This window comes from Rhodococcus sp. HM1 (assembly GCF_023218075.1).
Classification (GTDB): Bacteria; Actinomycetota; Actinomycetes; order Mycobacteriales; family Mycobacteriaceae; genus Rhodococcus.
Genome location: NZ_JALPTB010000051.1, coordinates 1 through 20676, shown reverse-complemented (window position 1 = coordinate 20676; position 20676 = coordinate 1). Strand labels below are relative to the sequence as shown.

At 63.5% G+C, this 20676-nt stretch carries 19 protein-coding genes and 1 pseudogene; 14 read left to right on the top strand and 6 right to left on the bottom strand.

Annotation, left to right across the window (positions count from 1 at the left end):
• Positions 1 to 28: 28 nt before the first annotated feature.
• Together M1M07_RS22885 and M1M07_RS22880 are read right to left on the bottom strand one after the other, a co-directional pair.
• Positions 29 to 361 carry an LGFP repeat-containing protein gene (locus tag M1M07_RS22885; protein WP_248675625.1) on the bottom strand — a complete coding sequence of 111 codons (333 nt, stop codon included), beginning with the start codon at positions 359 to 361 and terminating at the stop codon, positions 29 to 31.
• Between the two features lie 313 nt (positions 362 to 674).
• Positions 675 to 941: a hypothetical protein gene (locus tag M1M07_RS22880; RefSeq protein ID WP_248675624.1), complete on the bottom strand. Its 267-nt coding sequence runs from the start codon at positions 939 to 941 to the stop codon at positions 675 to 677.
• 10 nt (positions 942 to 951) lie between these two features.
• Between M1M07_RS22880 and M1M07_RS22875 the strand changes: the two genes are divergently transcribed.
• The 6 genes and pseudogenes from M1M07_RS22875 to M1M07_RS22850 all read left to right on the top strand — a co-directional run bounded on the left by M1M07_RS22875 (position 952) and on the right by M1M07_RS22850 (position 6890).
• Positions 952 to 1479 (top strand): LGFP repeat-containing protein, encoded by a 528-nt coding sequence (locus M1M07_RS22875; RefSeq protein ID WP_248675623.1) that lies wholly within the window; start codon positions 952 to 954, stop codon positions 1477 to 1479.
• A gap of 59 nt (positions 1480 to 1538) precedes the next feature.
• A pseudogene (locus tag M1M07_RS32845) lies at positions 1539 to 1844 on the top strand (site-specific integrase); the annotation flags it as partial.
• Between the two features lie 225 nt (positions 1845 to 2069).
• Positions 2070 to 2774: a site-specific integrase gene (locus M1M07_RS22865; protein ID WP_248675651.1), complete on the top strand. Its 705-nt coding sequence runs from the start codon at positions 2070 to 2072 to the stop codon at positions 2772 to 2774.
• Entirely contained in the window at positions 2771 to 5227 is a 2457-nt protein-coding gene (locus M1M07_RS22860) for a site-specific integrase (protein WP_248675622.1), read from the top strand. The genes M1M07_RS22865 and M1M07_RS22860 overlap by 4 nt, the downstream gene beginning before the upstream one ends.
• A 13-nt stretch (positions 5228 to 5240) precedes the next feature.
• Positions 5241 to 6518, top strand: coding sequence for an LGFP repeat-containing protein (locus M1M07_RS22855; protein ID WP_248675621.1), 1278 nt, complete (start codon positions 5241 to 5243; stop codon positions 6516 to 6518).
• A 6-nt stretch (positions 6519 to 6524) separates the two neighbouring features.
• Positions 6525 to 6890: a hypothetical protein gene (locus M1M07_RS22850; RefSeq protein ID WP_248675620.1), complete on the top strand. Its 366-nt coding sequence runs from the start codon at positions 6525 to 6527 to the stop codon at positions 6888 to 6890.
• A gap of 729 nt (positions 6891 to 7619) precedes the next feature.
• On the opposite strand, the gene M1M07_RS22845 is transcribed toward M1M07_RS22850, so the two are convergent.
• Together M1M07_RS22845 and M1M07_RS22840 are read right to left on the bottom strand one after the other, a co-directional pair.
• Positions 7620 to 8012, bottom strand: coding sequence for a barstar family protein (locus M1M07_RS22845; protein ID WP_248675619.1), 393 nt, complete (start codon positions 8010 to 8012; stop codon positions 7620 to 7622).
• A gap of 90 nt (positions 8013 to 8102) precedes the next feature.
• Positions 8103 to 8675 carry a recombinase family protein gene (locus M1M07_RS22840; protein WP_248675618.1) on the bottom strand — a complete coding sequence of 191 codons (573 nt, stop codon included), beginning with the start codon at positions 8673 to 8675 and terminating at the stop codon, positions 8103 to 8105.
• Between the two features lie 290 nt (positions 8676 to 8965).
• Here M1M07_RS22840 and M1M07_RS22835 point away from each other — a divergent pair, with 290 nt between their 5' ends.
• Complete coding sequence (locus M1M07_RS22835) at positions 8966 to 9562, top strand: recombinase family protein (RefSeq protein WP_248675617.1); 597 nt, start codon at positions 8966 to 8968, stop codon at positions 9560 to 9562.
• A gap of 587 nt (positions 9563 to 10149) precedes the next feature.
• Here M1M07_RS22835 and M1M07_RS22830 read toward each other — a convergent pair.
• Together M1M07_RS22830 and M1M07_RS22825 are read right to left on the bottom strand one after the other, a co-directional pair.
• Complete coding sequence (locus tag M1M07_RS22830) at positions 10150 to 12315, bottom strand: hypothetical protein (protein WP_248675616.1); 2166 nt, start codon at positions 12313 to 12315, stop codon at positions 10150 to 10152.
• A gap of 151 nt (positions 12316 to 12466) precedes the next feature.
• Positions 12467 to 13426 (bottom strand): Abi family protein, encoded by a 960-nt coding sequence (locus M1M07_RS22825; protein ID WP_248675615.1) that lies wholly within the window; start codon positions 13424 to 13426, stop codon positions 12467 to 12469.
• A gap of 5 nt (positions 13427 to 13431) precedes the next feature.
• Here M1M07_RS22825 and M1M07_RS22820 point away from each other — a divergent pair, with 5 nt between their 5' ends.
• From M1M07_RS22820 to M1M07_RS22790, 7 genes are all read left to right on the top strand, one after another.
• On the top strand, positions 13432 to 14601 hold the full coding sequence (locus M1M07_RS22820; protein WP_248675614.1) for an IS1249 family transposase: 1170 nt from the start codon (positions 13432 to 13434) through the stop codon (positions 14599 to 14601).
• 1979 nt (positions 14602 to 16580) lie between these two features.
• Positions 16581 to 16772, top strand: a complete 192-nt coding sequence (locus M1M07_RS22815; RefSeq protein ID WP_248675613.1) for a hypothetical protein — start codon at positions 16581 to 16583, stop codon at positions 16770 to 16772.
• 26 nt (positions 16773 to 16798) lie between these two features.
• Positions 16799 to 17011, top strand: coding sequence for a hypothetical protein (locus tag M1M07_RS22810; protein ID WP_248675612.1), 213 nt, complete (start codon positions 16799 to 16801; stop codon positions 17009 to 17011).
• 72 nt (positions 17012 to 17083) lie between these two features.
• Entirely contained in the window at positions 17084 to 18025 is a 942-nt protein-coding gene (locus M1M07_RS22805) for a DUF3560 domain-containing protein (protein WP_248675611.1), read from the top strand.
• Positions 18026 to 18084: 59 nt separating this feature from the next.
• Positions 18085 to 18627, top strand: a complete 543-nt coding sequence (locus tag M1M07_RS22800) for a hypothetical protein (protein ID WP_248675610.1) — start codon at positions 18085 to 18087, stop codon at positions 18625 to 18627.
• 750 nt (positions 18628 to 19377) lie between these two features.
• Positions 19378 to 20181 carry a ParA family protein gene (locus tag M1M07_RS22795; protein ID WP_248675609.1) on the top strand — a complete coding sequence of 268 codons (804 nt, stop codon included), beginning with the start codon at positions 19378 to 19380 and terminating at the stop codon, positions 20179 to 20181.
• Positions 20178 to 20519 carry a hypothetical protein gene (locus tag M1M07_RS22790; RefSeq protein WP_248675608.1) on the top strand — a complete coding sequence of 114 codons (342 nt, stop codon included), beginning with the start codon at positions 20178 to 20180 and terminating at the stop codon, positions 20517 to 20519. The genes M1M07_RS22795 and M1M07_RS22790 overlap by 4 nt, the downstream gene beginning before the upstream one ends.
• The last annotated feature ends 157 nt before the right edge of the window (positions 20520 to 20676 follow it).

Here is a 20676-nt window from a genome sequence, read left to right as displayed (position 1 = left end):
TTGCCCGCCCGCGCCGCGGCCGCCGAGGTTATTCGACGTAGGCGCCGGTGGCCGGGGTCCAGACGATCGCGCCGCCGGTGAAGGTCTGCCGCAGCCCGTCGACCCCGAGCGGCTGCTGCGCCGAGGTGGGGAAACCCAACGCGCCGGCGGGTCCGCCGAGCGAGGCGTACAGGTCCTTGATCTCGTCACACACCTGATACGGCGAGGGCCAGTAGGACTGGCAGCTCGCCGCCGGCTGCGCCCCGGCCACGCTGGTGCCGCCGCCGACCAGGCACAGCACCGCCAGCCCGGCCGCGGCCACACCGCCGGCGATCCGCCGCCGTGCCGCGCTGCCGGATGCGGGAAGGGTAGTCACGTTCATCGTTGCTCCTTCAGGGGTGGGGGACACCGCGATGCGGTGCGGAAGACGCGGCGCCGCAGCAGGGGACAGGCGCGGGCCGCGCCTTGTGTGTATCACCGGAAAGTCCGGTTTGCCCTTCGAATCAAAAACAAACCGGACGAATGGTTTTTGTGACGAAAGTGTTATCTGGTGCGTTTGTGGTTCTTGGGAAAAGGTTTAAGTTCCTACATAGCGATGGCGCCACCGCTACCCCTGTCCGCATGAAAGACAGTAGGTACCAGATGAATTCGCAAACCAAGCGGGGTTCTGTCGTGCCCCGCAGCAGATGGTGGCGTCAGTGCGTGGTCGCCGGCACGACCGTGGTGATGGTTGCCGTCGGAGGGTCGGCAGCACTCGCCCAGCCTGCCTCGACCACACCCACGCCGTCCCCGGCGCCGGTGACCACGACCGCGCCCGTCACCTCGGATGCCGTGCCGGCGCCGGTGCTGACGGAGGACCCCGCCGATCCGTGTGCGGTCCCCACGACGACCCCGGTAACAACGACCACCGCGCCGCCGGCCACCACGACCACTACGGCACCGGCGTTGCCGTGTGACCTCACTACGACGCCGGTGGCACCGGAACCCGTCGGTCCCGAGACGGCCGCGGCCTCCGAATCCGCTCCGGCATCGGCGGCACCCCCGGCAACGCCGGCGCAGGACACGGTCTCCCCACCGGCCGAGGCTGTCGCGCCGCTCCCAGCCGAGTTGATCCCCGCCGCTCCGGCCGCGGATCAACCGGTCGCCCCGGACGATCCGGAGTTGTCGTCGAAGACCGCCGAACCGGATCTGGACTGGCGGCCGACCGAGAACCCGAAGTCGACAATCGTGCCGGGTCAGATGCGTTCGGACCGGGAAGAGATCCCCGCGCCGTTCACCAAGGAAGACGCCGACAACGCCGAGATCGGCGAAGCACGCCTGCGGTCCTCGCGCAATCTCCTGGCTTCCGGCTGCCAGTACTACTGGCCGTCCCCGTTCCAGGTGTGCGACGACATCCGCGACAAGTACAACAGCCTCGGTGGGCCAGCGAGCTTCCTGTCGTATCCGACCAGCGGAAACATCATCAACCCTGGAAGCACCGGCCAGCGCGTCACCTTCTAGTTGACTGAACTACGACACGAGTTTTAGCTGGTAGCAGACGTTTTCTGCGGTTGAGGTCTATGGTCTCGACTGTGCCGATTGACGAGGATTTCCCGCGAGATCTCGCCGAGCTGACCGTCCCGTTGAGGGGATCACTTCGCGCGACCGACAATCGATGGCAGCCCTTGGATCTGATCGATCCGACTGGAGCGCCAGTCGAGGCAGTGGTCGTCTACTTTCAGGACCTCCAGGCGCGAGGCTGCTCCGATGCGACGGTCCGCTCGTACGGGATGGATCTGCTTCGCTGGTTCCGGTTCCTGTGGGCGATCGACGTGCCGTGGAACCGGGCTACGCAGGTCGAGGCAAGAGATTTCTGCCGCTGGTTGCTGTTGGCGGGCAAGCCAATTCGCCCCCACTGGCGCGCACCCTCGAACGAGGTGCCCTCGCCGCCGAGCGGCAAGCCCTACGCGGCCTCGGTCAGGGCGCACTCCGAAACGGTGCTGCGATGCTTCTACGAGTTTCATCTCGAATCCGGGCGGGGCCCGATTGTGAATCCGTTTCCGTCAGGTCGATCTGCGCATGGTCGGCGGGCACACGCACACCACAATCCGATGGACCCCTATGCGAACACCCGCAGTGGTGTGTATCGCCCGACGGTGCCGTCCCGGGTACCGAGGGCGGTGCCGGACGAGGAGTTCAACGAGATCTTCGCCCGTCTGCCCTCGCATCGTGACCGTGCCCTGGTGGCGTTCTATGTCTCCACCGGCGCCCGGGCATCGGAGTTGCTGTCAGCCACGCAGGGCAGAGTGGATCCCGGTCGCCAATTGATCACAGTGGTGCGCAAGGGCACTCGTGAACTTCAGGAGCTCCCCGCATCGAGTGACGCGTTCGTGTGGTTGCGTCTGTATCAGCTCGAATCCGAGGCCCTGGTTCCGAAGTCGCCGAGGGAGCCGTTGTGGTGGACGCTGCGCGCCCCGCCGCGGCCGCTGACCTACCATGCGGTGCACCGGATGTTCGAACGCGCCAGCGCACGAGCGAGCAGCTCGGCGACGTTGCACGCGCTGCGCCACACCGCCGCCTACCGTATGGCCGAAGACCCGAACGTGCCGTTGACCGACGTCCAGTACATCCTCGGGCATTCGCAGCTGACGACCACCCAGCTCTACCTCACCCCGCGGAAGGAGGAGATGATCCGCAGGATCCTGGCCCACCACACCGAGCAGACCCGACGAGCCGAGCAACGCACACCCCCAACTCCCGCGCCGGAGTATCGACCCGAATCGTTGGAAGTGCTGTTCGGAAGGCCGATCTCATGACCCTCACCACCTCCATTGTCGTGCGGGCCGAGGACACGTCCGGCAACGACGTCGATGAGAAGGTGCAGCAGGCGCGGTGGCCGGCGAGATCGACCCCGCCGGTCTGGGACCAGACCTGCAGTGGCCGTGACCGGACGTGGGCGCGGTTGACGACGCCGCCGTTCGTGTTGGACGACTACAACAAGCAGAATGCCCGCACACAGGGCCTGAAACTGTTGCTCGACTGGCTCGGCACGTTCCCGGGTGAGACCTGGCAGGACAGGTGGATGGCCAGCGGCGCCGACACCGCCGGATGGCAGTGGCGGTCAGTGCCCGGGTCATGGATCCACTCCACCTGCCACACCGACTACCACCACGAGATCCTCCTGCGAGCGGTGACAACCGCGATCGGCGCCGACATGCTCCGCCCCTCCCCGGCCTGGTTCGTCACCTGCCGAATCCCACGCGCCACCCTCGTCAGCGATCTCACCGCCGCCGGACGCGGCGACGGCTTCGCGGAACTGGCCGCCACGTTCGACGCCGATCTGATGGTCTCGACCACCGCCTCGAACCGCTGCCTCTCGCGCACCGCGTCGATCGTCGGCGCCAAGGGTGGGACGATCGCCGACATCGTCCCTGGTGACGTGCTCGAGTTCCTCGACGTCGAGGCAGCGATCCGCGGCAACGGGATCGGGGCAACACGCTTGTTCTACCGTTCCCTGCACTCACTCGGTGTCTTCGGCACCCAGGTGCCTGCAACCCTGCCCGAGCTGCGCAGTCCCGGCCAGAAGTCCCCGGAACAGCTGATCGACCGATACTCGATCGCCTGCCGCTCCATTCGGGATCTGTTAGTCGAGTACCTGTGCGAGCGGCAACCCGCGGTGGACTACTCGACCCTCGTTCGACTGGCCGGACTTCTCGGGAAGCTGTTCTGGTCCGACCTCGAACACCACAATCCCGGAATCGCCTCGCTGCGACTGTCACCCGAGGTCACCGACGCCTGGAAGCAACGGCTGCGGACCGTGACCACCCGAACCCGCACGCCGGGCGGTGAGATCGTCGAGACGACCAGCCCACGGCTGGACTACTTCGGGGTTCTGGTGGCAGTGCGAGCGCTCTACCTCGATCTCGCCCAGTGGGCGTTGGAAGACCCGGCCCGGTGGGGACCGTGGGTGGCACCGTGCCCGATCTCCGGAAGCGAGATCGACAGGCGAAAAGAAAAGCGCCACCGCAAATCACGGATGGACACCCGAACCCGAGAACGCCTCCCCGTGCTCCCGGTCCTCGTCCGTTCCGTCGCCAAGCGCCGCACTGAAGCAGCGGCACTGCTCGCCGCCGCCCAGCAGACACCGCTCGGTGACCAGTTCACCGTCGACGGTCAGACCCTGATCCGCTCACGCACCAAGGAGAAGACACCCGGCAAACTCTGGGCCCACGATCCCGACACCGGCCAGCGTCGCGACCTCGCCCGCGAGGAGGCCCACGCGTTCTGGGCTTTCGCCGCAGTCGAGGTTCTGCGCGCCACCGGCATCCGCATCGAAGAACTCAGCGAACTCTCGCATCACAGTCTGATCCAGTATCGGCTGCCCACCACCGGTGAAGTGGTTCCCCTGTTGCAGATCGCGCCGTCGAAGACCGATGCCGAGCGGCTCCTGCTGGTCAGCCCCGAACTCGCGGACGTGCTGTCGCTGATCATCCGACGCATCCGCGGAGCCGATGGCGCCGTCCCACAGGTCGCGGTCCTCGACCTGCACGAACGCACCTGGTCAAACCCGGCGCCGCTGCTGTTCCAACGATGTCTCGGCAGCGAAAACCAGGCCATCGGACCGAGAGCGATCCGCGAGATGCTCACCGCCGCATTGTCTGCCACCGGCCTGACCGAACCCTCGACGGGCCGGCCACTGCGCTGCACCCCGCACGACTTCCGGCGGATGTTCATCACCGACGCCATCCTCAACGGCCTACCACCCCACATCGCCCAAGTCATCGCAGGTCACCGCGATATCAACGTCACCATGGGCTACAAGGCTGTCTACCCAGACGAGGCCATCCAAGCTCACCACGCGTTCCTGGCGCGCCGTCGAGCCTTGCGGCCAACCGACGAATACCGTGTCCCAACAGACGCCGAATGGGGAGAGTTTCTTGGTCATTTCGAACGACGCAAGGTCTCGACCGGAACCTGCGGGCGGTCCTTCGGCACGCCCTGTCTTCACGAACACGCCTGCATCCGATGCCCGATGCTCTGGCCCGACCCGAACCAACGTGAGCGCCTGGTCGAGATCCGCGACAACCTCCACGCCCGCATCATCGAGGCCGAACGCGAAGGCTGGCTCGGCGAAGTCGAAGGCCTGCAGATCAGCCTCGCCGCCGCGGAGAACAAACTCGCCCAGATCGACAGGCGCATCCACGACCAGACCACGGCCGATCTCGGCATTCCCTTGCCGCCGAAACCCCCACCGCGGACGCAGAACTGACTTCATCAGCCGCATGTCGGGCCAGTTCAGAGAATTCCTCAACGGACCGATCTACTGGTCCGCCGCCGGCGGTGCACACCCGGTGGTCAACAGCTTCCTGCACCGCTGGGGCATCCACAGCTACGAGGCCGGCTGGCTGAAGTACCCGACCACCGACGAGATCGTTCTCCCTGACGGTGGCCGGCGTCAGGAGTTCCAGGACGGTGCGATCTATGTTTCCTTCCAGAACGCGATCGGTTCCGCGATCCGCAACGGGCCGCTGCGCGACAAGTACAACTCGGTCGGCGGCATGGCACCAGGCGGCACGCTTCTCGGCTATCCCATCCAGGACCAGGTCGGGTTGCCTGATGGTCAAGGTCAGATGGACCGGTTCGAACGTGGTGTCGTTTACTGGCACCCCACTCACGGCGCTCATCCCGTCACAGGGCGGATTCTGGAGATTTGGTCCAGTGCGGGGTACGAAGGAAGCGAATATGGATATCCGACAACCGATCCCGCCCCGGCGCCCGGTGAGCCTGGAAGTGAGCAACAGAACTTTCAGTTCGGCTCAATGCATATCAAAGCAAACCACTCCTTTCTGGGAACTCTTGTACCCATCGCCGACGAGCTGAGCTTCGCAAGTTACGACACGGGTCTTCACCCGCCATATGGGCCTGTTGATCTCAGTGAGTACGGCGTCGAGGACGATCCCACCGGAGGGAAGACTCAGCAAAATACCAACGGGTACGTTGAAGTAAAGGCGTACTTCCAACTGCAGGGAGAGCCGGTATCTGAAGCGCTATGGGACCACTTCTACGAAAACAATGGTCTCGACTATGCGGTGTCGTCGTCGGTCATCGACGGATGGTCCACGGAGACGACTACTGGTTACGCGAACGACAATCCGCCTGCATCACCGCCCGCTACCACCCATGCTGCGAACCGAGAGGATGCTATCGCACAGGCTATTGCCGCAGCTGATGCAGCAGGCGAGCCCAGGAAGGTAATCGTTGGAACCCCGTGGGTGCTTACCGGAGGGTCCCTCGGAGACCATGTCCATGCACTAGGCAAGTACAGCCTTGCCTCAACCACATCGGTCATCGCTCACCCTGGGAGCGCCGGCAATCATCAGGTGGATCTTCGCCAACAGATCCATGTCTTCGATATCTACGACTTCGAACACTGGACTGAGTCGACGAACGTGGCTCGGTATGGATCCGAGGTGGGGTATCGAGGAATGAGGCTTGGTATCGCCAAGCCGTTCGTTACCTATGGTAGCGGATCGGACCAATCCTGGTCTGGTGTACGGTAGCCGGAAATGAAAGCAACGGACGCTGACCTGAAGAAACCCAAGCAGTGGAATGCGCTAGGGTCCTTCTACCCTGCTTTCTTCTTGGCTGTGTTCGTGTTCATACCGGGAACCATCTACGCACGTCGTATCCTGGATTTACCTACGCCGGACGCGGTCCCCCGAGAGCTTCGCGCAGACCCCAATTTCACCCCTCGATACTGGGTCATTTGGGTGATCTCCTGGGCGATACTTATCTCGCCAGCGCTGTTTCTGTGCATTTTTCACCGAAGCCGGAAATTTGGGTTGGGGTACCTGTTAATTGCAGGTTCTTTGGGGGCGATTGCTGCCATTGCTGTCAGCCTGTTTGAGTATCAGGGGTTCGCGCCCAGCTAAATCCGGTGCGGAATAGTCGGAAAATATCGAACTCTGGCGCAGTTATTGTTTCAGGGTTCGATATTTTTCCGAATTAAACTCTCGCGGTTATCTTGGCGCTTAAAACTGACAGAAAGGCATCCCCCCGGTGAATCACGAACGGCGCAGCTGCATGAAGGTGCTGGTTGCTGGGATGGTGATAGCTGCTGCAATGAGTGCGTGTAGTGACAGTAGTGATGTTCGTTCCTTGGATGCGAAGACAGCGGACCAAGTCGTCCAACGGCGGTCGGTAACGATCCCGGATGCCTTCTCGTTCGGTCAGATGACGGAGTACGGGACGTTTCAAGGAAGGCCCTCATACTCCGGACGTTATGACGGGCCAGCAATTGCATTTGAGGATGCTGCGTCACTAAATAGCAAGAATCCAGAATTCCCACCAATGCGACCAGTTCTTTGTGAGGATCCGATTCTTGCCTCTCCAGGCTGGGGCTCTGTTGGATTCTCTTGCACCAAGCATATGCTTGTAACGCAGCATCCTCTCTATGGAGTTATTGACACAGTGACCCTTTTGTTGACCAGTGATGGCGTGCGTGCACATCTGTTTATTCGCGCAGTCGGTAACTGATCCAATCATGGATTACCTGGTCACGAATAAATTTCGGGGTCGTACCTCTATAGTCGATCCCCTCGTGATTGCAGTCCTGCAAGGCGACCGAATTGAAAGACGGATACCTAAGGAGGGCCGTTCTCCTACTGAAATTCGAGTTCGACGTTGCGGAATCCGAAGATATCCACGAGCCAGTCGAACGCTGTCGGATCCTCGGCGGCAATCGCGCGGTCCAGCTCTCCGCGCACCCTCGCCTTGTTGTCGGGATGGCAGTGCTCGAACCGGACCTCAAGCTGGCGAACGGTCTCTGCGTACCCAAGGGCTGAGCGTGGCTCGCTGCTGTGCTGCCAGATGAAGCGAAACTTCCCGTCAGCGGGTGTGACATATCCGCCGGTCAGACAGTCAGCGAATGCATCCAGGTTGCGGCCGAAATATCCGCCTGGCCCCGACACTGCTCCACCCACAGCGGAGAAAAAATCCTCGAGCGACAGAATTCGACGGCCGTCTGTGGAGTACACGGCATCTCTCGTCGGCATTCCGGCTCCATCCTTCCCGATCCGTGGGGCTCATCTAGTAGGCGAGGCACGATGTTCCGGTGTCGGGCTGACCTGGTAGAAGATGACCGTCTATGTCTTCGCGGGTAGATGACGATAGATGGTGGGGCGGGTGACGCCGAATTCGGCGGCGATCTGCGCGACGGTGTACTTACGTTTGCCGTCGTCGCCGGTTTCGTCGTACATCGCCCGCGCCATCGCTATCTGCCGTGCACCGAGTTTCGGCTTCCGCCCGCCAGTGCGGCCGCGGGCACGGGCCGCTGCGAGACCTTCGGCTGTTCGCTCGGACATCAGGGCGTGCTCGAACTCGGCGATCGCGCCGAGGATGGAGAAGAACATGCGTCCGACCGCGGTGGAGGTGTCCACGCCCTGGTCTAGGACGATGAGGTCCACGCCGCGTTCTTGCAGGGTCTTCGACAGGTCGATCAGGTTCGTCAGCGACCGGCCGAGGCGGTCGAGTTTGGTGACCACGATCTGATCGCCGGCGCGCGCCATCAGCAGTGCCTTGTCCAGACCCGGCCGCTTCGCGAGGACACCCGAGGCGTGGTCGATGAACACCTCGTCGCACCCGGCGGCGCGGAGCGCGTCTTCCTGAGCGTGGGGATGCTGGTCCCGAGTCGAGACGCGGGCGAGTCCGATCTTCATGAAAATGAGCGTAATGGAAACGATGGTTTTCGGACACTTTCACACGATTTGAGTCCGCCCAGGTCAAAATTGTAAAGAAACTCGTGTCCGAATCTATGTCACGCGCACCCCCGTTTACGTAACAGTTATTGGGAATGGTTTTCATTACTGATGGCGATCCTCAAACAGCACACCGCGAAACGGTCCGGCACTCGATCGTGTCCTGGGGAAGACGGCCGTCCAACCGTCCTGTTTACCCGTCCTGCATGTCGGTCTCGTATAGCCGACACAAACAGCACTACGGTCGTCTCATGGACGGAATCCTGATCGGCTATGCCCGATGCAGCACCGCGGGCCAAGATCTGCGAGCGCAGCGCTCAGCCCTCAAACGCCTCGGAGTTCCCGAGGACCGGATCTACACCGACAAGGGCTACACCGGACGCAATCGACAACGGCCCGGTCTACGCGAAGCTCTCGCCGCCTGTCGTGAAGGCGACACCCTCGTCGTCGCCAAACTCGATCGCCTCGGCCGCTCCGCCGTCGACCTCCGGGCCATTGCCGACGAACTCGAGGCCAGGGGCACCCGATTGAGTATCGGCGGCTCCGTCCACGACCCGACCGATCCCACCGGAAAGCTCTTCTTCGGCATGTTGTCGCTGATGGCCGAGTTCGAATCCGACCTCATCCGTGCCCGCACCCGCGAAGGCATGGCCGAAGCGAAGAAGGCCGGCCGACTCAAAGGCAAGCAACCCAAGCTGTCGGCTTTGCAGCGCAAACGCCTGCTCGCCGACTACGAATCCGGCAATTACACCGCCGCCCAGCTCTGTGAGATCAGCGGACTCTCGCGTTCCGCGATGTACGCAACCTTGCGGCGAGTTCGAGAGGAAGCGCAGCCCGTTCGCGCCTGAAACTCATCCGGCCAGCCGTGGAGGAATGCTGACCTGCGAAGATGGCCTCGATCCCCGACTAGGCGCGTGCTCGGGCTCAGTCACGAGTCCCGAGCACGCGCCAGAAGGGAAGGAAAATCACAGCTCAAGAACGGATGCGTGCGATGATCACAGCTCGGAGCTGTCCGATCCGTGCCTCTCATCGTCACTACCCGGTGGGGTGCTAAGAATCCGGACTGTTGTCTTGACTGCCTCCCATACTCCAAAGATCCCGACTAGGTACTGTGCGACGTAGATCAACATGCGACGCAATATGAAGTACGGGTTCTCCAACCTGCCCTGACCAGCATTTACGCCTGCGAAGACAGCAAGATGTCAGGCCGAAGTCATCGCCGATGCGAAGGCCGGCCGACTCAAAGGCAAGCAGCCGAGGCCTTCCGCCTTACAGCGCAAAACGTCTGCTCGCCAACTACGAATCCGGCGAGTACCCCATCGCCCGGCTCTGCGAGATCAGCGGACTGTCGCGTTCCGCGATGTACGCCACCCTCCGCCGCGCCCGAGCAGAGATCACCGCATAACGGCGAGCTTTCTTGAGAAGATGACTATCTCTATGTCTTTCGGAGCAGGCCGGTGACGCCGGCAAGAAGGATCGCGGTGAAGATCCAGGCGAGGATCCGTAGTCCGGGAAGCCCGAAGGCCAGGACGGCAGGTGCAGTTGAGCTGATTGTCCAGTCGGCTTTCAACGCTCCGGTCGCAGGGGGAACGACGCCGGCGAGGGCGTAGTTGAACGAGTTGAAGCATGGATAGTCGGGATAGAGCATGCACGAGTCCGCTGCGGTGATCGGATCTGGTGCAAGCGCCTGGTTTTCGTCGGCATGCGTGGTGGCCGCTTCGGCCGCGGCGGTCATGTCGGCCGGAATGAAGTGTTCGAGATTGTTCTCGACAATGAGGAATCCGAGAGCAAGTACCCCGACGAGCCATAGTGCCGCCAAGAGTGGGTAGTAGCCGTGCCCGGCGACCACCAGATAGATCCAGCGAAGCGGTTTCGAGTACCAGGGGACATGTGTAGTGGTTTTGTTGGCAGCGGTGAACCGAAGCCGTCGTGCGTCTGCGGGTTGGCCATTGCGGTCATAGACGGCCGCCAGTGCATGCCATGGCTGGGCAGTGAACCCGTCTCGCCGAAAGCGCTGTTCCCCTTGTGCATCGGCGTTCTTGGGGCATGTCTCCCGTCCGGGAAGCGAGGACCCCAGCCATCGTGTCGCGGCCCGGGGACTGCTGCGTATCAGGCCATGCACGTCGGCAACCTGCCAGCCCGTGGCAACCAATCGCCCTTGAGGCGGAGTTTTCTCCGGGGTTCGTAGGTCGGTGATGGTGGTGCGGGTCAGATTGAGTGTTCCGTCAACTCGATCCGGCCTCAGCTTCAGCGTGGTGATGGTGCTCGACTCGAGATCAAGATTCTGCCCGTCACTGTCCCCGTGGAGGAGTCTGGCACTGGTGAGATCGAGGAGACCGATGGTCGCATTCCGGGCGCTGATTTGTCCGGTGGCGTAGAAGGAGCTGCCGCCCTCGTCGCCCCGGGCGTACAAGCCGCCTGAAAGAGAGGCGCGCTCAAGATCCAGGACAGTGCCGCCGTGGTTGACAAGTATGGCACCGGTGAGATCGAGCAGACCGATCATCGCGGCCTCGGCGATGATCTTGCCGGTGGCGATGAACTCGGTGCTGATTCTGCCGGTCTCGGTGCGTTCGGTGTTGGCGTACAAGGTGCCGGTGACAGTTGCCCCGTCGAGGATGAGGGCGTTGCCCTTGGGGTTGGTGAGGGTGGCCCCATTCAGCTGGATCTCGCCGATGTTCGCACCGGCGGCGCGGACCGTGCCTTCGGCGATGAGGCGGTCGGCGAACAGGCCGCCGGCGATGGTCGCGCCGTCGAGGTGGAGGGCGTGGCCGTCGGGGTTGGTGAGGGTGGCGCCGCTCAGCTGGATCTCGCCGATGTTCGCACCGGCGGCGCGGACCGTGCCTTCGGCGATGAGGCGGTCGGCACACAGGCCGTTGGTGACGGTCGCGCCGTCGAGGTGGAGGGCGTGGCCGTCGGGGTTGGTGAGTCTGGTGCCGCGGAGACTGCCCGCGCCGATGTTCGCACCGACGGCGCGGACCGTGCCTTCGGCGATGAGGCGGTCGGCGAGCAGGCCGCCGGTGACGGTCGCGCCGTCGAGGATGAGGGCGTTGCCCTTGGGGTTGGTGAGGGTGGCCCCATTCAGCTGGATCTCGCCGATGTTCGCACCGGCGGCGCGGACCGTGCCTTCGGCGATGAGGCGGTCGGCGAGCAGGCCGCCGGTGACGGTCGCGCGGTCGAGGCTGAGAGTGGTGAGGCGAGAACCGGTGAGGTCCAGTTCCTTCAATGTCGAGTCGGTCAGGACGATGTAATGGTCGATGCGGCATGTCGTGAGGTGGAGAGGGCGGTCGAACTGCACGTGCTTGAGATCGACTGGCCCGGTGATACGGGCACCGTTGATCCGTAGCCCGCGGGGATCGACTACCAAGTCACGGTTGATAAGCACTGCGCGGAGCGCGGCAGCGGGTATCTGCCTGTCCGTTCCCCAGCCTTCGGCCCGGTCCGGGTCCCGGGCGTCCGAACCAAAGACAAATCCTTCTGCGAGATCGAGCAGCTCGCCACATTCCGCTTTTCTACTGAGCCGCTCTACCCACGACGCAATGTCATCAGGCTCCGCTGCCGCCGACATGAACAGATCGTCTCGCAGATCTGGATCGACCGGCACTAAATTCCCCTATGGATCGGGACATTTGCCCAGTTCGTGGTGGCAACGGCTACGGTGGTCGGTCCGATTCGAGGGTGGTGGGACGAATCTGCCATTGGTGGGGCATGGACGAGGAGACACGCCTCCACGCCGATGCCTGCCCGCTGCAGATCTAATGGTTCTTCGGGTACTTGAGCCCGACCACCAGCTCGGGATGCTGGTCGAGGAAGCCGTACAAATCCTGTGAGAACCGATCGTTTTTCTGAATCTGGTCAACCAGGTGACAGAGCATCACAATCCATCCCCATGGGGTTTGGGTGTAGATGCTGGAATCGCCCTTCGCTTTCAGGGGATTCAAGACGGGACAAGGGATGTCCGGTACACGGTTCCATATCCGCCCGTGATGGGCGCAGGTGTTCCGCAGCGTGACAAAGGATCGAACGATCGACCTCATCGTGGCGTAGCTCGAGATACCAAAGGTCTTTGCCACATCTGCACGAATTTTGGCATCGGCAAGAAGCGAGTACAACTTCGAGACGGTCCCGAACGACACCGCTTCCATCGCCGCCCAGATCGGAATCGGTTCTCCGGCTCTTACGTGGTGCTGAATGAATCGTTCCTTCGAATCCGCCAGTTGGCGGTCGATGTCGTCAAGTAGCTTGTCACGCAGAACGCTCCCGTCCTTGTCTTTACGGTCGCCGTAGGTGTCTTCTTCGAGGTAGGCGAGGGGCCCAAGGACGGTCGCCACATAGTAGGCAAGCCGCGATCTGAAGGTGACCTCCAGTACGGCAAGCCCCTCGCTCAGATACGAACGAAGGCCGGCATCGAAGTCGTAGGCTGCCTGAACTTCCGCGACCGATCCAGCGATAAACCAGTTCTCCCCGTTGCGAGGATCCTTCTGGTGGTAGCGCCAATAACCGGACAAGCGATAGTAGCCATTGTTCATCAGCCAGTGCATCAGCTGGCGGTACTCATCAGACCCTGGATCGACGCTTACACCCGCGAGACCGCGCTCTTTCAGCAGTGCGATCTGATCAGGGTTGCGGGTTAATGGCCAGAATGTGTGTACAGAACCCCCGATTTCTGAGCCCTGACCTCGGATGATAGCGACCCGAACATGCTCTGAAAGCATGTTCGGTGTCAGCTACCCGGAATTCCCCGCTCTGTGGTGTATGCGGAGCCAAGTTGGTCAAGAACGGCACCACCACAGCCGGCCGCACCCGCTGGCGCTGCAAAACCTGCGGCGCATCGACGACCCAGTCACGTCCGGACATCACCCGCAAAGCACAACTGAACGCATTCCGGGCATGGCTTCTCGACGGCCACACACCCACCCAGGTGGCCTCCAGCGCCCGCACCTTCCGCCGCGACACCTCCTGGTGCTGGAACATCGAAATCCCACCACCGACCCCGGCCCCGACACCGGCCGATCTGGTGATCCTCGACGGCACCTACTTCCAATCCTGGTGCCTGCTCATCGCCACCGACGGCCACCATGTCATCGACTGGCAATGGTGCGACCGCGAGAAGAAGATCGCCTGGCTGCAGATCCTCGAGCGCCACCGCGCCCCGACCGTCGCCGTCATCGACGGCGGCACCGGCCTGCACGCCGCGATCGCCGAGCAGTGGCCCACCACCCGCATCCAACGCTGCTACTTCCACATCTTCCAGGTCGTGCGCCGCCATCACACCCTCAAACCCCGACTCGAAGCCGCCCGCGAAATCCTCACTCTCACGCGAGCTTTGATGAATGTCCAGGGCATCGACCAGGCCGTGCTGTGGTTGCAGGCGTACGCGGCGTGGGAGGCCCGCTGGGACGGTTTCCTGCGTCACCGCACATACGCGAAAGCACATGTGGCCCGCCCGAGCGGGGTCTCGGACGACCAGCAGTGGTGGTACACCCACCGGGACCTGCGCAAGACCCGTGGCCTGTTCCGCCGCTTGATCGCCGGCAACCACCTGTTCACCTGGATCGCCCCGGAGCTGACCGACGACGAACACCCACTGCAGCGGACCACCTCACCGCTCGAAGGTGGCCCGAACAAGGCGATCAAGGACCTGTTCCGCACACACCGTGGGCTGCCGGTCGAGCACGCTCGCCGGGCCGCGGAATGGAAACTCAACAGTCTGACCGCCGAGCCCCGCGATCTGTGGACTCTGGTCCGGCCCGAGCACCACACGCCGTCCCGGACGACGCGACGCGACACCACCGAGGACGAACCGATCGGCCCGACCATGGGCACCGACTTCAGCTGGGAGGACGGAAACGGTCGTCAACAGGGTTGGGCGGGCAGATCACGCCGGTGAACCGAGCCGACACACCGGTAGCCGTACACACATTTTGGCCTATAACCCCCAAAAGCTAGCAAAAGAAAAGCCCCGCCTGGTTTGGGGAAGCTTTCGCTCTAGCCCTGGCGGGGTCTGTTGTGAACTAAGTTAGCATCCCCGCAGAACAACCGGCAAGTTCTGTCCAGCAAGTGTTCTCCTGTTAACACCATGAGCCCCAACGGCGCGCTGAGCAGCGGTAACGGGACGGCACCTCGCAGGTTGCTACACGTATCCCAGGTGGTGCCCCCGGATTGAGCCTCGGCCTACTTCCGGATGGTGGTCCCCTCCCCTGAAAGGGGGTGAGGTCGAAGTCGAGCCAGTTGATGCATCACGTTGAGCACCCCACTGGTGACGCCGACCCCTACGGTCCAGTCGAACATCCAGGTCGAGACGACGCCAGCCGCCGCGGCCGAAACAGCAACAGCCCAGGCATGCCATCGACCAGGAACAAGGGAATCTCGGTGACGGGGAACTTCGGGGGGACATACGCTCATAGGTGATCCCTTTCGTAGACGTGCTCGTGCGGAGCATCCAGCGAGGGTCGGATAACTGCCCCGAGTCGTGGCCGCGACTGCGGGGCAGTGCCTGTTTTCCGGGCCAACCTCACTGTCCCAAGCAGAACCTCCAACGACGAGGACAAATGCAACACTTAAAAAGAATGTGGCGTTAACCTGCATCTATGTCACGAGGCCCGGGGGTCCGCCAACGGCAGATCCAGGATGCGATCGCTCGGAAGCAGCGCGAGAGATTTCACGGCTATGTGCATCCGTCACGGTGGTTCACGCTCAACATGTGTGGGTTAGAACCCGTCGTCACGGCGCGGTCCGAACGCGTATCGATGGCAAGGGCAGTGCACCGCATGGCCGAAGCGGAGATCTTCGAGACCACCGCAACGAACCCGTATGACTGGCGCTGGATGCCGACACTGGCGCGAAGCATTGCATCCCAAAGCGGGGTGCCTGGACGGAAACTGTGGTTTCGCCCGATCCCGAACCGGGACACTCGCGCTGTCGAAGAAGCGCTACAAGTCAGCGACCCGCATCATCTGGGGCAAGGGTGGGATGAAACCAGCATCGACAGACTCCCGGCCAACGACGTACTACGTGTCCTGATCAGCTGGCGATATCAGGATCACCATCGAAATGACCTGGAAAGATGGCTCATTCGCGCCCACCGTGCGTATGCACAGGTGGAGAACGCGCTGCCTCCTGCGCTGCTGCGCTGGATCGTCCTTGGAGTCCAGGGGCCCGTGTACGACGTACACAACGACAAATCATCGCCTAGCTACATACTTCAACGAAAGAAGCGTCCGCGGAATCTGCGTTCTGACCAGTGCGAACTACCTCACCTTCCGCGAGGCGTAAGGCATGTGAACGCACCCGAGGGACGCAAGCTGCCTCCTGACCAAACGTGAGCGTCTGTGTTACCCAGGGGCGATCCGCCCCGTCGGGTCGTGTCGGGTGTTGACGAGCGGTGTACTCGGGGTCGGTGTGGCAGTCGGATGATGGCCCCCTCGGTACCGGGGCCGGGAAACGTAGGCTCCCGCGGCCGGCGGACGGTGCCCCCTCACCCTGGCCAGGAGCGTGCCCGGCCCGTCTGCCGTGAGCATCCGGTCCACCGATCCCAGGGGCTCCGCCCCCGGACCCCCGACCTCCCTCCCAAGGTTTCCCGCCGCTGGACCGCGTGCACCCCGCCCGGTCGCCACCCACGGCCCTACCGGACCCGCCGACCACCGCGCAAGGGAAAACCCGCCCTTGCCCGGCGGCCCCCGCGCCCGGTTCACCAGGCCGCGCCGACCGACCGAGGTACCCGATCCCACCACCGCCTCGCGACACCCCGCGACACCCACAAAATCGCAGGTCAGACCCCGAAAATGTGTGACCACAGTCACCATAAAATCATCAAAAAATACGCAACTAGACATCGAAAAAGCATCAAAACAGATGTAAACTTGAGTCATGAACAAAGAAGAGATCACCTCCAAGCTCCTCGACCTCGGCCGCGACGTCGAGGACCTGCTCGAGAACGTCTCGACCGGCAAGGACATCTCGGTACTCCTCGCCGAGTCCCGCGAGATCAAGGCCGCCGCCCGCGCCGCAGGCATGACCGAAGACGAAATCAGCGAAGCCTTCCAGGCCGGTCTGAGCTGACCACCGACGACACAGGGAAACACGCGATGAACAACACAACCCGGCCGACGCTCAAGCTTCCCGACCCCTACTGCGACTACAACGGCTGCCTCACCGAAGCCACCCACACCGACGGCGAATGGGTGATGTGCCCCCACCACGAAGAAACCGCCTACAGGACCAGCACCTACTGGCGCCCCATCACCCGATGGATCCCAGTTCCCGGCCCCGATTGGCCCTACTACCTCGCCGAGTACTGACCGCACGAAAACACCAGGTGGGGAGCCGCCCCGGCTCCCCACCCCACCACCGACCGGGACAGGACACCGCACATGCTCACCATCACGCACACCCCCACAGACGGAACGATCATCGACGGCACCGCCAAGGGCGACGGCACCGCCCCGATCCTCAAGGCCGCCGGCTGGAAGTGGGGACGCAGCATCACCGCCTGGTACCTGCCGTTCAGCCGCGACCGCGCACCCCAGCTCGCCCGCATCGACCGCACCGCCGAGGCCCTGCGCGCCGCCGGGTTCGAGGTCGAAACCGACATCGACACCACCTTCCGCGCCGCCGCCGACGCCCACCGCGACCGAGACACACGATTGGCCGACCGCGCCGAAGCCCTCGCAGCCAAGGCCGACCGCAAGGCCGCCGACGCCGAAGCCGCCCACGCCCGCCACCACCGCGCCTGCAACGCCCTGCCCGAAGGTGGAGAACCCATCAAAGTGGGCCACCACAGCGAAGCGCGCCACCGTCGCGCACTCGACCGCGCCCACTCCACCGCCCGCGCCGCCATCGAAGCCGACGCCGCCGCCCGGTCCGCCGCCGAATCCGCACGCATCGCTGCCCGCAGCACCGATCACCGCTACACCCCCGCAGTGATCCACCGCCGCATCGAACGCCAGAGCGCCGAGCTCCGCAGCATCGACCGCCGCCTGGCCGAATACCACCAGGCCGGACACACCGCCGCCACCAGCAGCCACGTGCAACAACTCGAGCTCAACAAAGCCGAACTCGAGGCCGACATCGACTACTGGACCGCAGTACGCGCCGAACAGGACGCCACCGACGGCCCCAAGCTCTACAGCCGCGCCGATCTGCGCCCCGGATGCTTCGTCAGTTGCTCCGGCTCCTTGCACAAGGTAATCCGCGTCAACGCCAAGTCCGTCACCGTCGCCACCGCCTACAGCTGGACCGACCGACTGCCCTACGACAAGATCACCGACGCCCGCGCCGAGGATGCCCAAACCCCCATCCGCCCAGGCCAGTAACCCGCCCCGGCGGCCGCGACCCGATCGCGGCCGCCGGCCCCACTCGCCGCGAGGACACCATGACCGCCGAATCACTGTTCGCCGAATGCATCATCCCCGGATGCAAACAACCCGTCGCCGACGAACTCACCCCCTGCGACACATGCCGCACCATCTTCGGACCCATGCTGCAGGAACACGACCGGCCGCCGAGCTACACCGCCGCCGACCTCGCAGAACGCGACGCAGACACCGCCGCCGCCTACCGAATGATGCTCGGAATACGCCACCGCACCCGAGGACATCGACCCCGCATCCGACCGAAACCGCCTTGCAGTCAAACGCGAACGAACCGCAGCACAGAAGCGCGGCGAGGAAGAAAAGCCCAACCAGACCTGCTGGCTCTGCGAGGAACGCCGGACCTGCATCCTCCGCCCCCGCGGATGGGAATGCCGCACGTGCCGCGAAATCCGCTGACCACCACCGCTTTAAGGAGACAGACCGCAATGTCCACCACGATCGAATACAGCGACGGCACCGCCCCGCGCCTGGCCCTGTTCGCACGAGACCCCGCCGCGAGCGCGTCCAGATGCCCTTTACCGAAGCGCACCGCACCGCACTGAAAGAAGTCGCCGCAGGCATCGCAGGATACGACCGCATCGACGCCGACATTCACCTAGACGACCGGCTGCGCTTCGCCGCCGTCGAAGGAGTCGACGGGACATACGTCGAAGTCCTCACCGGTGCCCCAGGGACGCACCCACACTGACCGTGGAGGCGAACTGGCCCATCACCATCGAGTTCCCCCGCGAGACTGCCCGCACCGTCTGGCAGCTGATCGGCTTGTACTCCAATTGATGTCACAAGGCCCGGACCGGGGCGGACCTAGCGCCCCGGTCCGGGCCGAGGCCACCCTACCGACCGCGACGACCGCAGAGCAGCGGCCCACCCCACGACGAGCCGACACCCCCGAGGCCGGCCGAGAACATCACCCAAAGGAGCGGCTGCGCCGCGCCGACCTCTCGCCCCGACCACGAGCCCGGACCAGACTCCGGCGATCCCCTGTACGCCGCCGCCGCAGATGGTGTTGGATGTCAACAGCGCCGCACACACCCAGCTTCCTGGGGCCGGAAACCCCGCGAGCGCAACCAGACTCACTCCACCGACCCTGCACACGTCAGGCGGCGGTGGCCGACGGCCAGGGCATCGAGCCCTGGCCGTCGCCATTCCACCCCTCCGGACACGAAACCGCACCTGAGCAGGTGCAACAGTCATCCGGAACCAACACGCACGAGAAGAGCACCAAATAATCATCAGAAAAACATGGGTTGAGAAGCAGAAGTGATGTAATATCGCATCAAGAAAGGGAGGCCATGAGCGCGACAGTCATCTATATCGGCAACGAGAAGGGTGGAGTGGGTAAGACCACCACCGTCCTCAACGTCGGCGAAGCCCTCGCCCGCGCCGGTGCGAAAGTGCTCCTGGTCGACATGGACAACGCCGGGCACCTCAGCCACACGCTCACCAAGTCGCGACCCGAGCTCCGGACCAACGCAGCAGTGACCACCGATCACATCATCGAGATGCGCCCGGAGGTGCCGAGAAAACCCGCGGCCGAGGCGATCATCGAGGCGGTGCGGCCTGGGGTGGATCTCATCGCCGCCCCGACCAATGATGCGTACCTCACCAGTGCGGAAAAGTACATCACCGACGATCCCATCGACGGCCCCTTCGTCCTGCGTGAAGCCCTGCAGCCCATCCGCGATCGCTACGACTACATCCTTCTCGACTGCTCCCCCACCAGGAACGCCCTCGAGATGGCCGCACTCGTGGCATCCGACCAGCTCATCGTCGTCAACGAGCCGATCGAATTCAGCGTCTTGGCTATGCAGAAGATGACCGCCTTCGCCCAGAAGATCAAGAAACGCCAGAATGCCGGCCTCTGGGTACGCGGAACCATTCTCAACCGATTGTCAGCGGGCACCCAGCTCGCCAAGAAGTGGACCGCCAAGTTCGACGAGGCCGGAATTCCCGTCCTCGGCATGGTGCGCACCGCCGAGGTGATCAAGAAGGCCGTCGAAGACGGAGTATCTCTGGCCGACGTCAAGGACGGCTGGCGAAACACCATCGACTACGACGACATCGCCAGCGCCATCACACAAAGGAAGAAGTCATGAGCGACATCCGCAGCATGTTTGACGCTGAGGCTCCCGACGAGGAAACCACAGCACCGGCCGCCGCACCCAAGAAGGTCGTGCAGCAGCCCGTCCTGGTCCGGCGCACCTTCACCCTCGCCGAATCCGTCATCGATGCCGCGACCAACGCCCAAAAGGGACTGCGAGGTGTCTACCCCGGCGCACATGGCAGCCTCAACAGCTTCATCGAGGCCGCGATCGCGAAGTACACCAACGAGCTCGAGCAGGAGTACAACGGCGGCGAGCCCTTCCCCGACGTCGAGAAGGTTCGCCGGCGTCGGGCACGCGGCAGCAAGAACGACAGCACCGACGAGGACTGACCGAGCCCGAGCCAACCGTTGAAGGCCCCGACCCAGGTCGGGGCCTTCGGTCTATCCCGGCCCCCGCTCCGCCCGCGTTCAGACGCAGAGACCCGAATCCGGGTCGGCGCCCGTCGCCTCTACAGATCCCGGAGGCTCCGCCCCCGGACCCCCGGCC

Coding starts and splice junctions, on each gene's coding strand:
- M1M07_RS22885 (WP_248675625.1), bottom strand. CDS start 361: ATGAACGTGACTACCCTTCCCGCATCCGGCAGCGCGGCACGGCGGCGG.
- M1M07_RS22865 (WP_248675651.1), top strand. CDS start 2,070: ATGGACCCCTATGCGAACACCCGCAGTGGTGTGTATCGCCCGACGGTG.
- M1M07_RS22860 (WP_248675622.1), top strand. CDS start 2,771: ATGACCCTCACCACCTCCATTGTCGTGCGGGCCGAGGACACGTCCGGC.
- M1M07_RS22855 (WP_248675621.1), top strand. CDS start 5,241: ATGTCGGGCCAGTTCAGAGAATTCCTCAACGGACCGATCTACTGGTCC.
- M1M07_RS22850 (WP_248675620.1), top strand. CDS start 6,525: ATGAAAGCAACGGACGCTGACCTGAAGAAACCCAAGCAGTGGAATGCG.
- M1M07_RS22845 (WP_248675619.1), bottom strand. CDS start 8,012: ATGCCGACGAGAGATGCCGTGTACTCCACAGACGGCCGTCGAATTCTG.
- M1M07_RS22840 (WP_248675618.1), bottom strand. CDS start 8,675: ATGAAGATCGGACTCGCCCGCGTCTCGACTCGGGACCAGCATCCCCAC.
- M1M07_RS22835 (WP_248675617.1), top strand. CDS start 8,966: ATGGACGGAATCCTGATCGGCTATGCCCGATGCAGCACCGCGGGCCAA.
- M1M07_RS22825 (WP_248675615.1), bottom strand. CDS start 13,426: ATGCTTTCAGAGCATGTTCGGGTCGCTATCATCCGAGGTCAGGGCTCA.
- M1M07_RS22815 (WP_248675613.1), top strand. CDS start 16,581: ATGAACAAAGAAGAGATCACCTCCAAGCTCCTCGACCTCGGCCGCGAC.
- M1M07_RS22810 (WP_248675612.1), top strand. CDS start 16,799: ATGAACAACACAACCCGGCCGACGCTCAAGCTTCCCGACCCCTACTGC.
- M1M07_RS22805 (WP_248675611.1), top strand. CDS start 17,084: ATGCTCACCATCACGCACACCCCCACAGACGGAACGATCATCGACGGC.
- M1M07_RS22800 (WP_248675610.1), top strand. CDS start 18,085: ATGACCGCCGAATCACTGTTCGCCGAATGCATCATCCCCGGATGCAAA.
- M1M07_RS22795 (WP_248675609.1), top strand. CDS start 19,378: ATGAGCGCGACAGTCATCTATATCGGCAACGAGAAGGGTGGAGTGGGT.
- M1M07_RS22790 (WP_248675608.1), top strand. CDS start 20,178: ATGAGCGACATCCGCAGCATGTTTGACGCTGAGGCTCCCGACGAGGAA.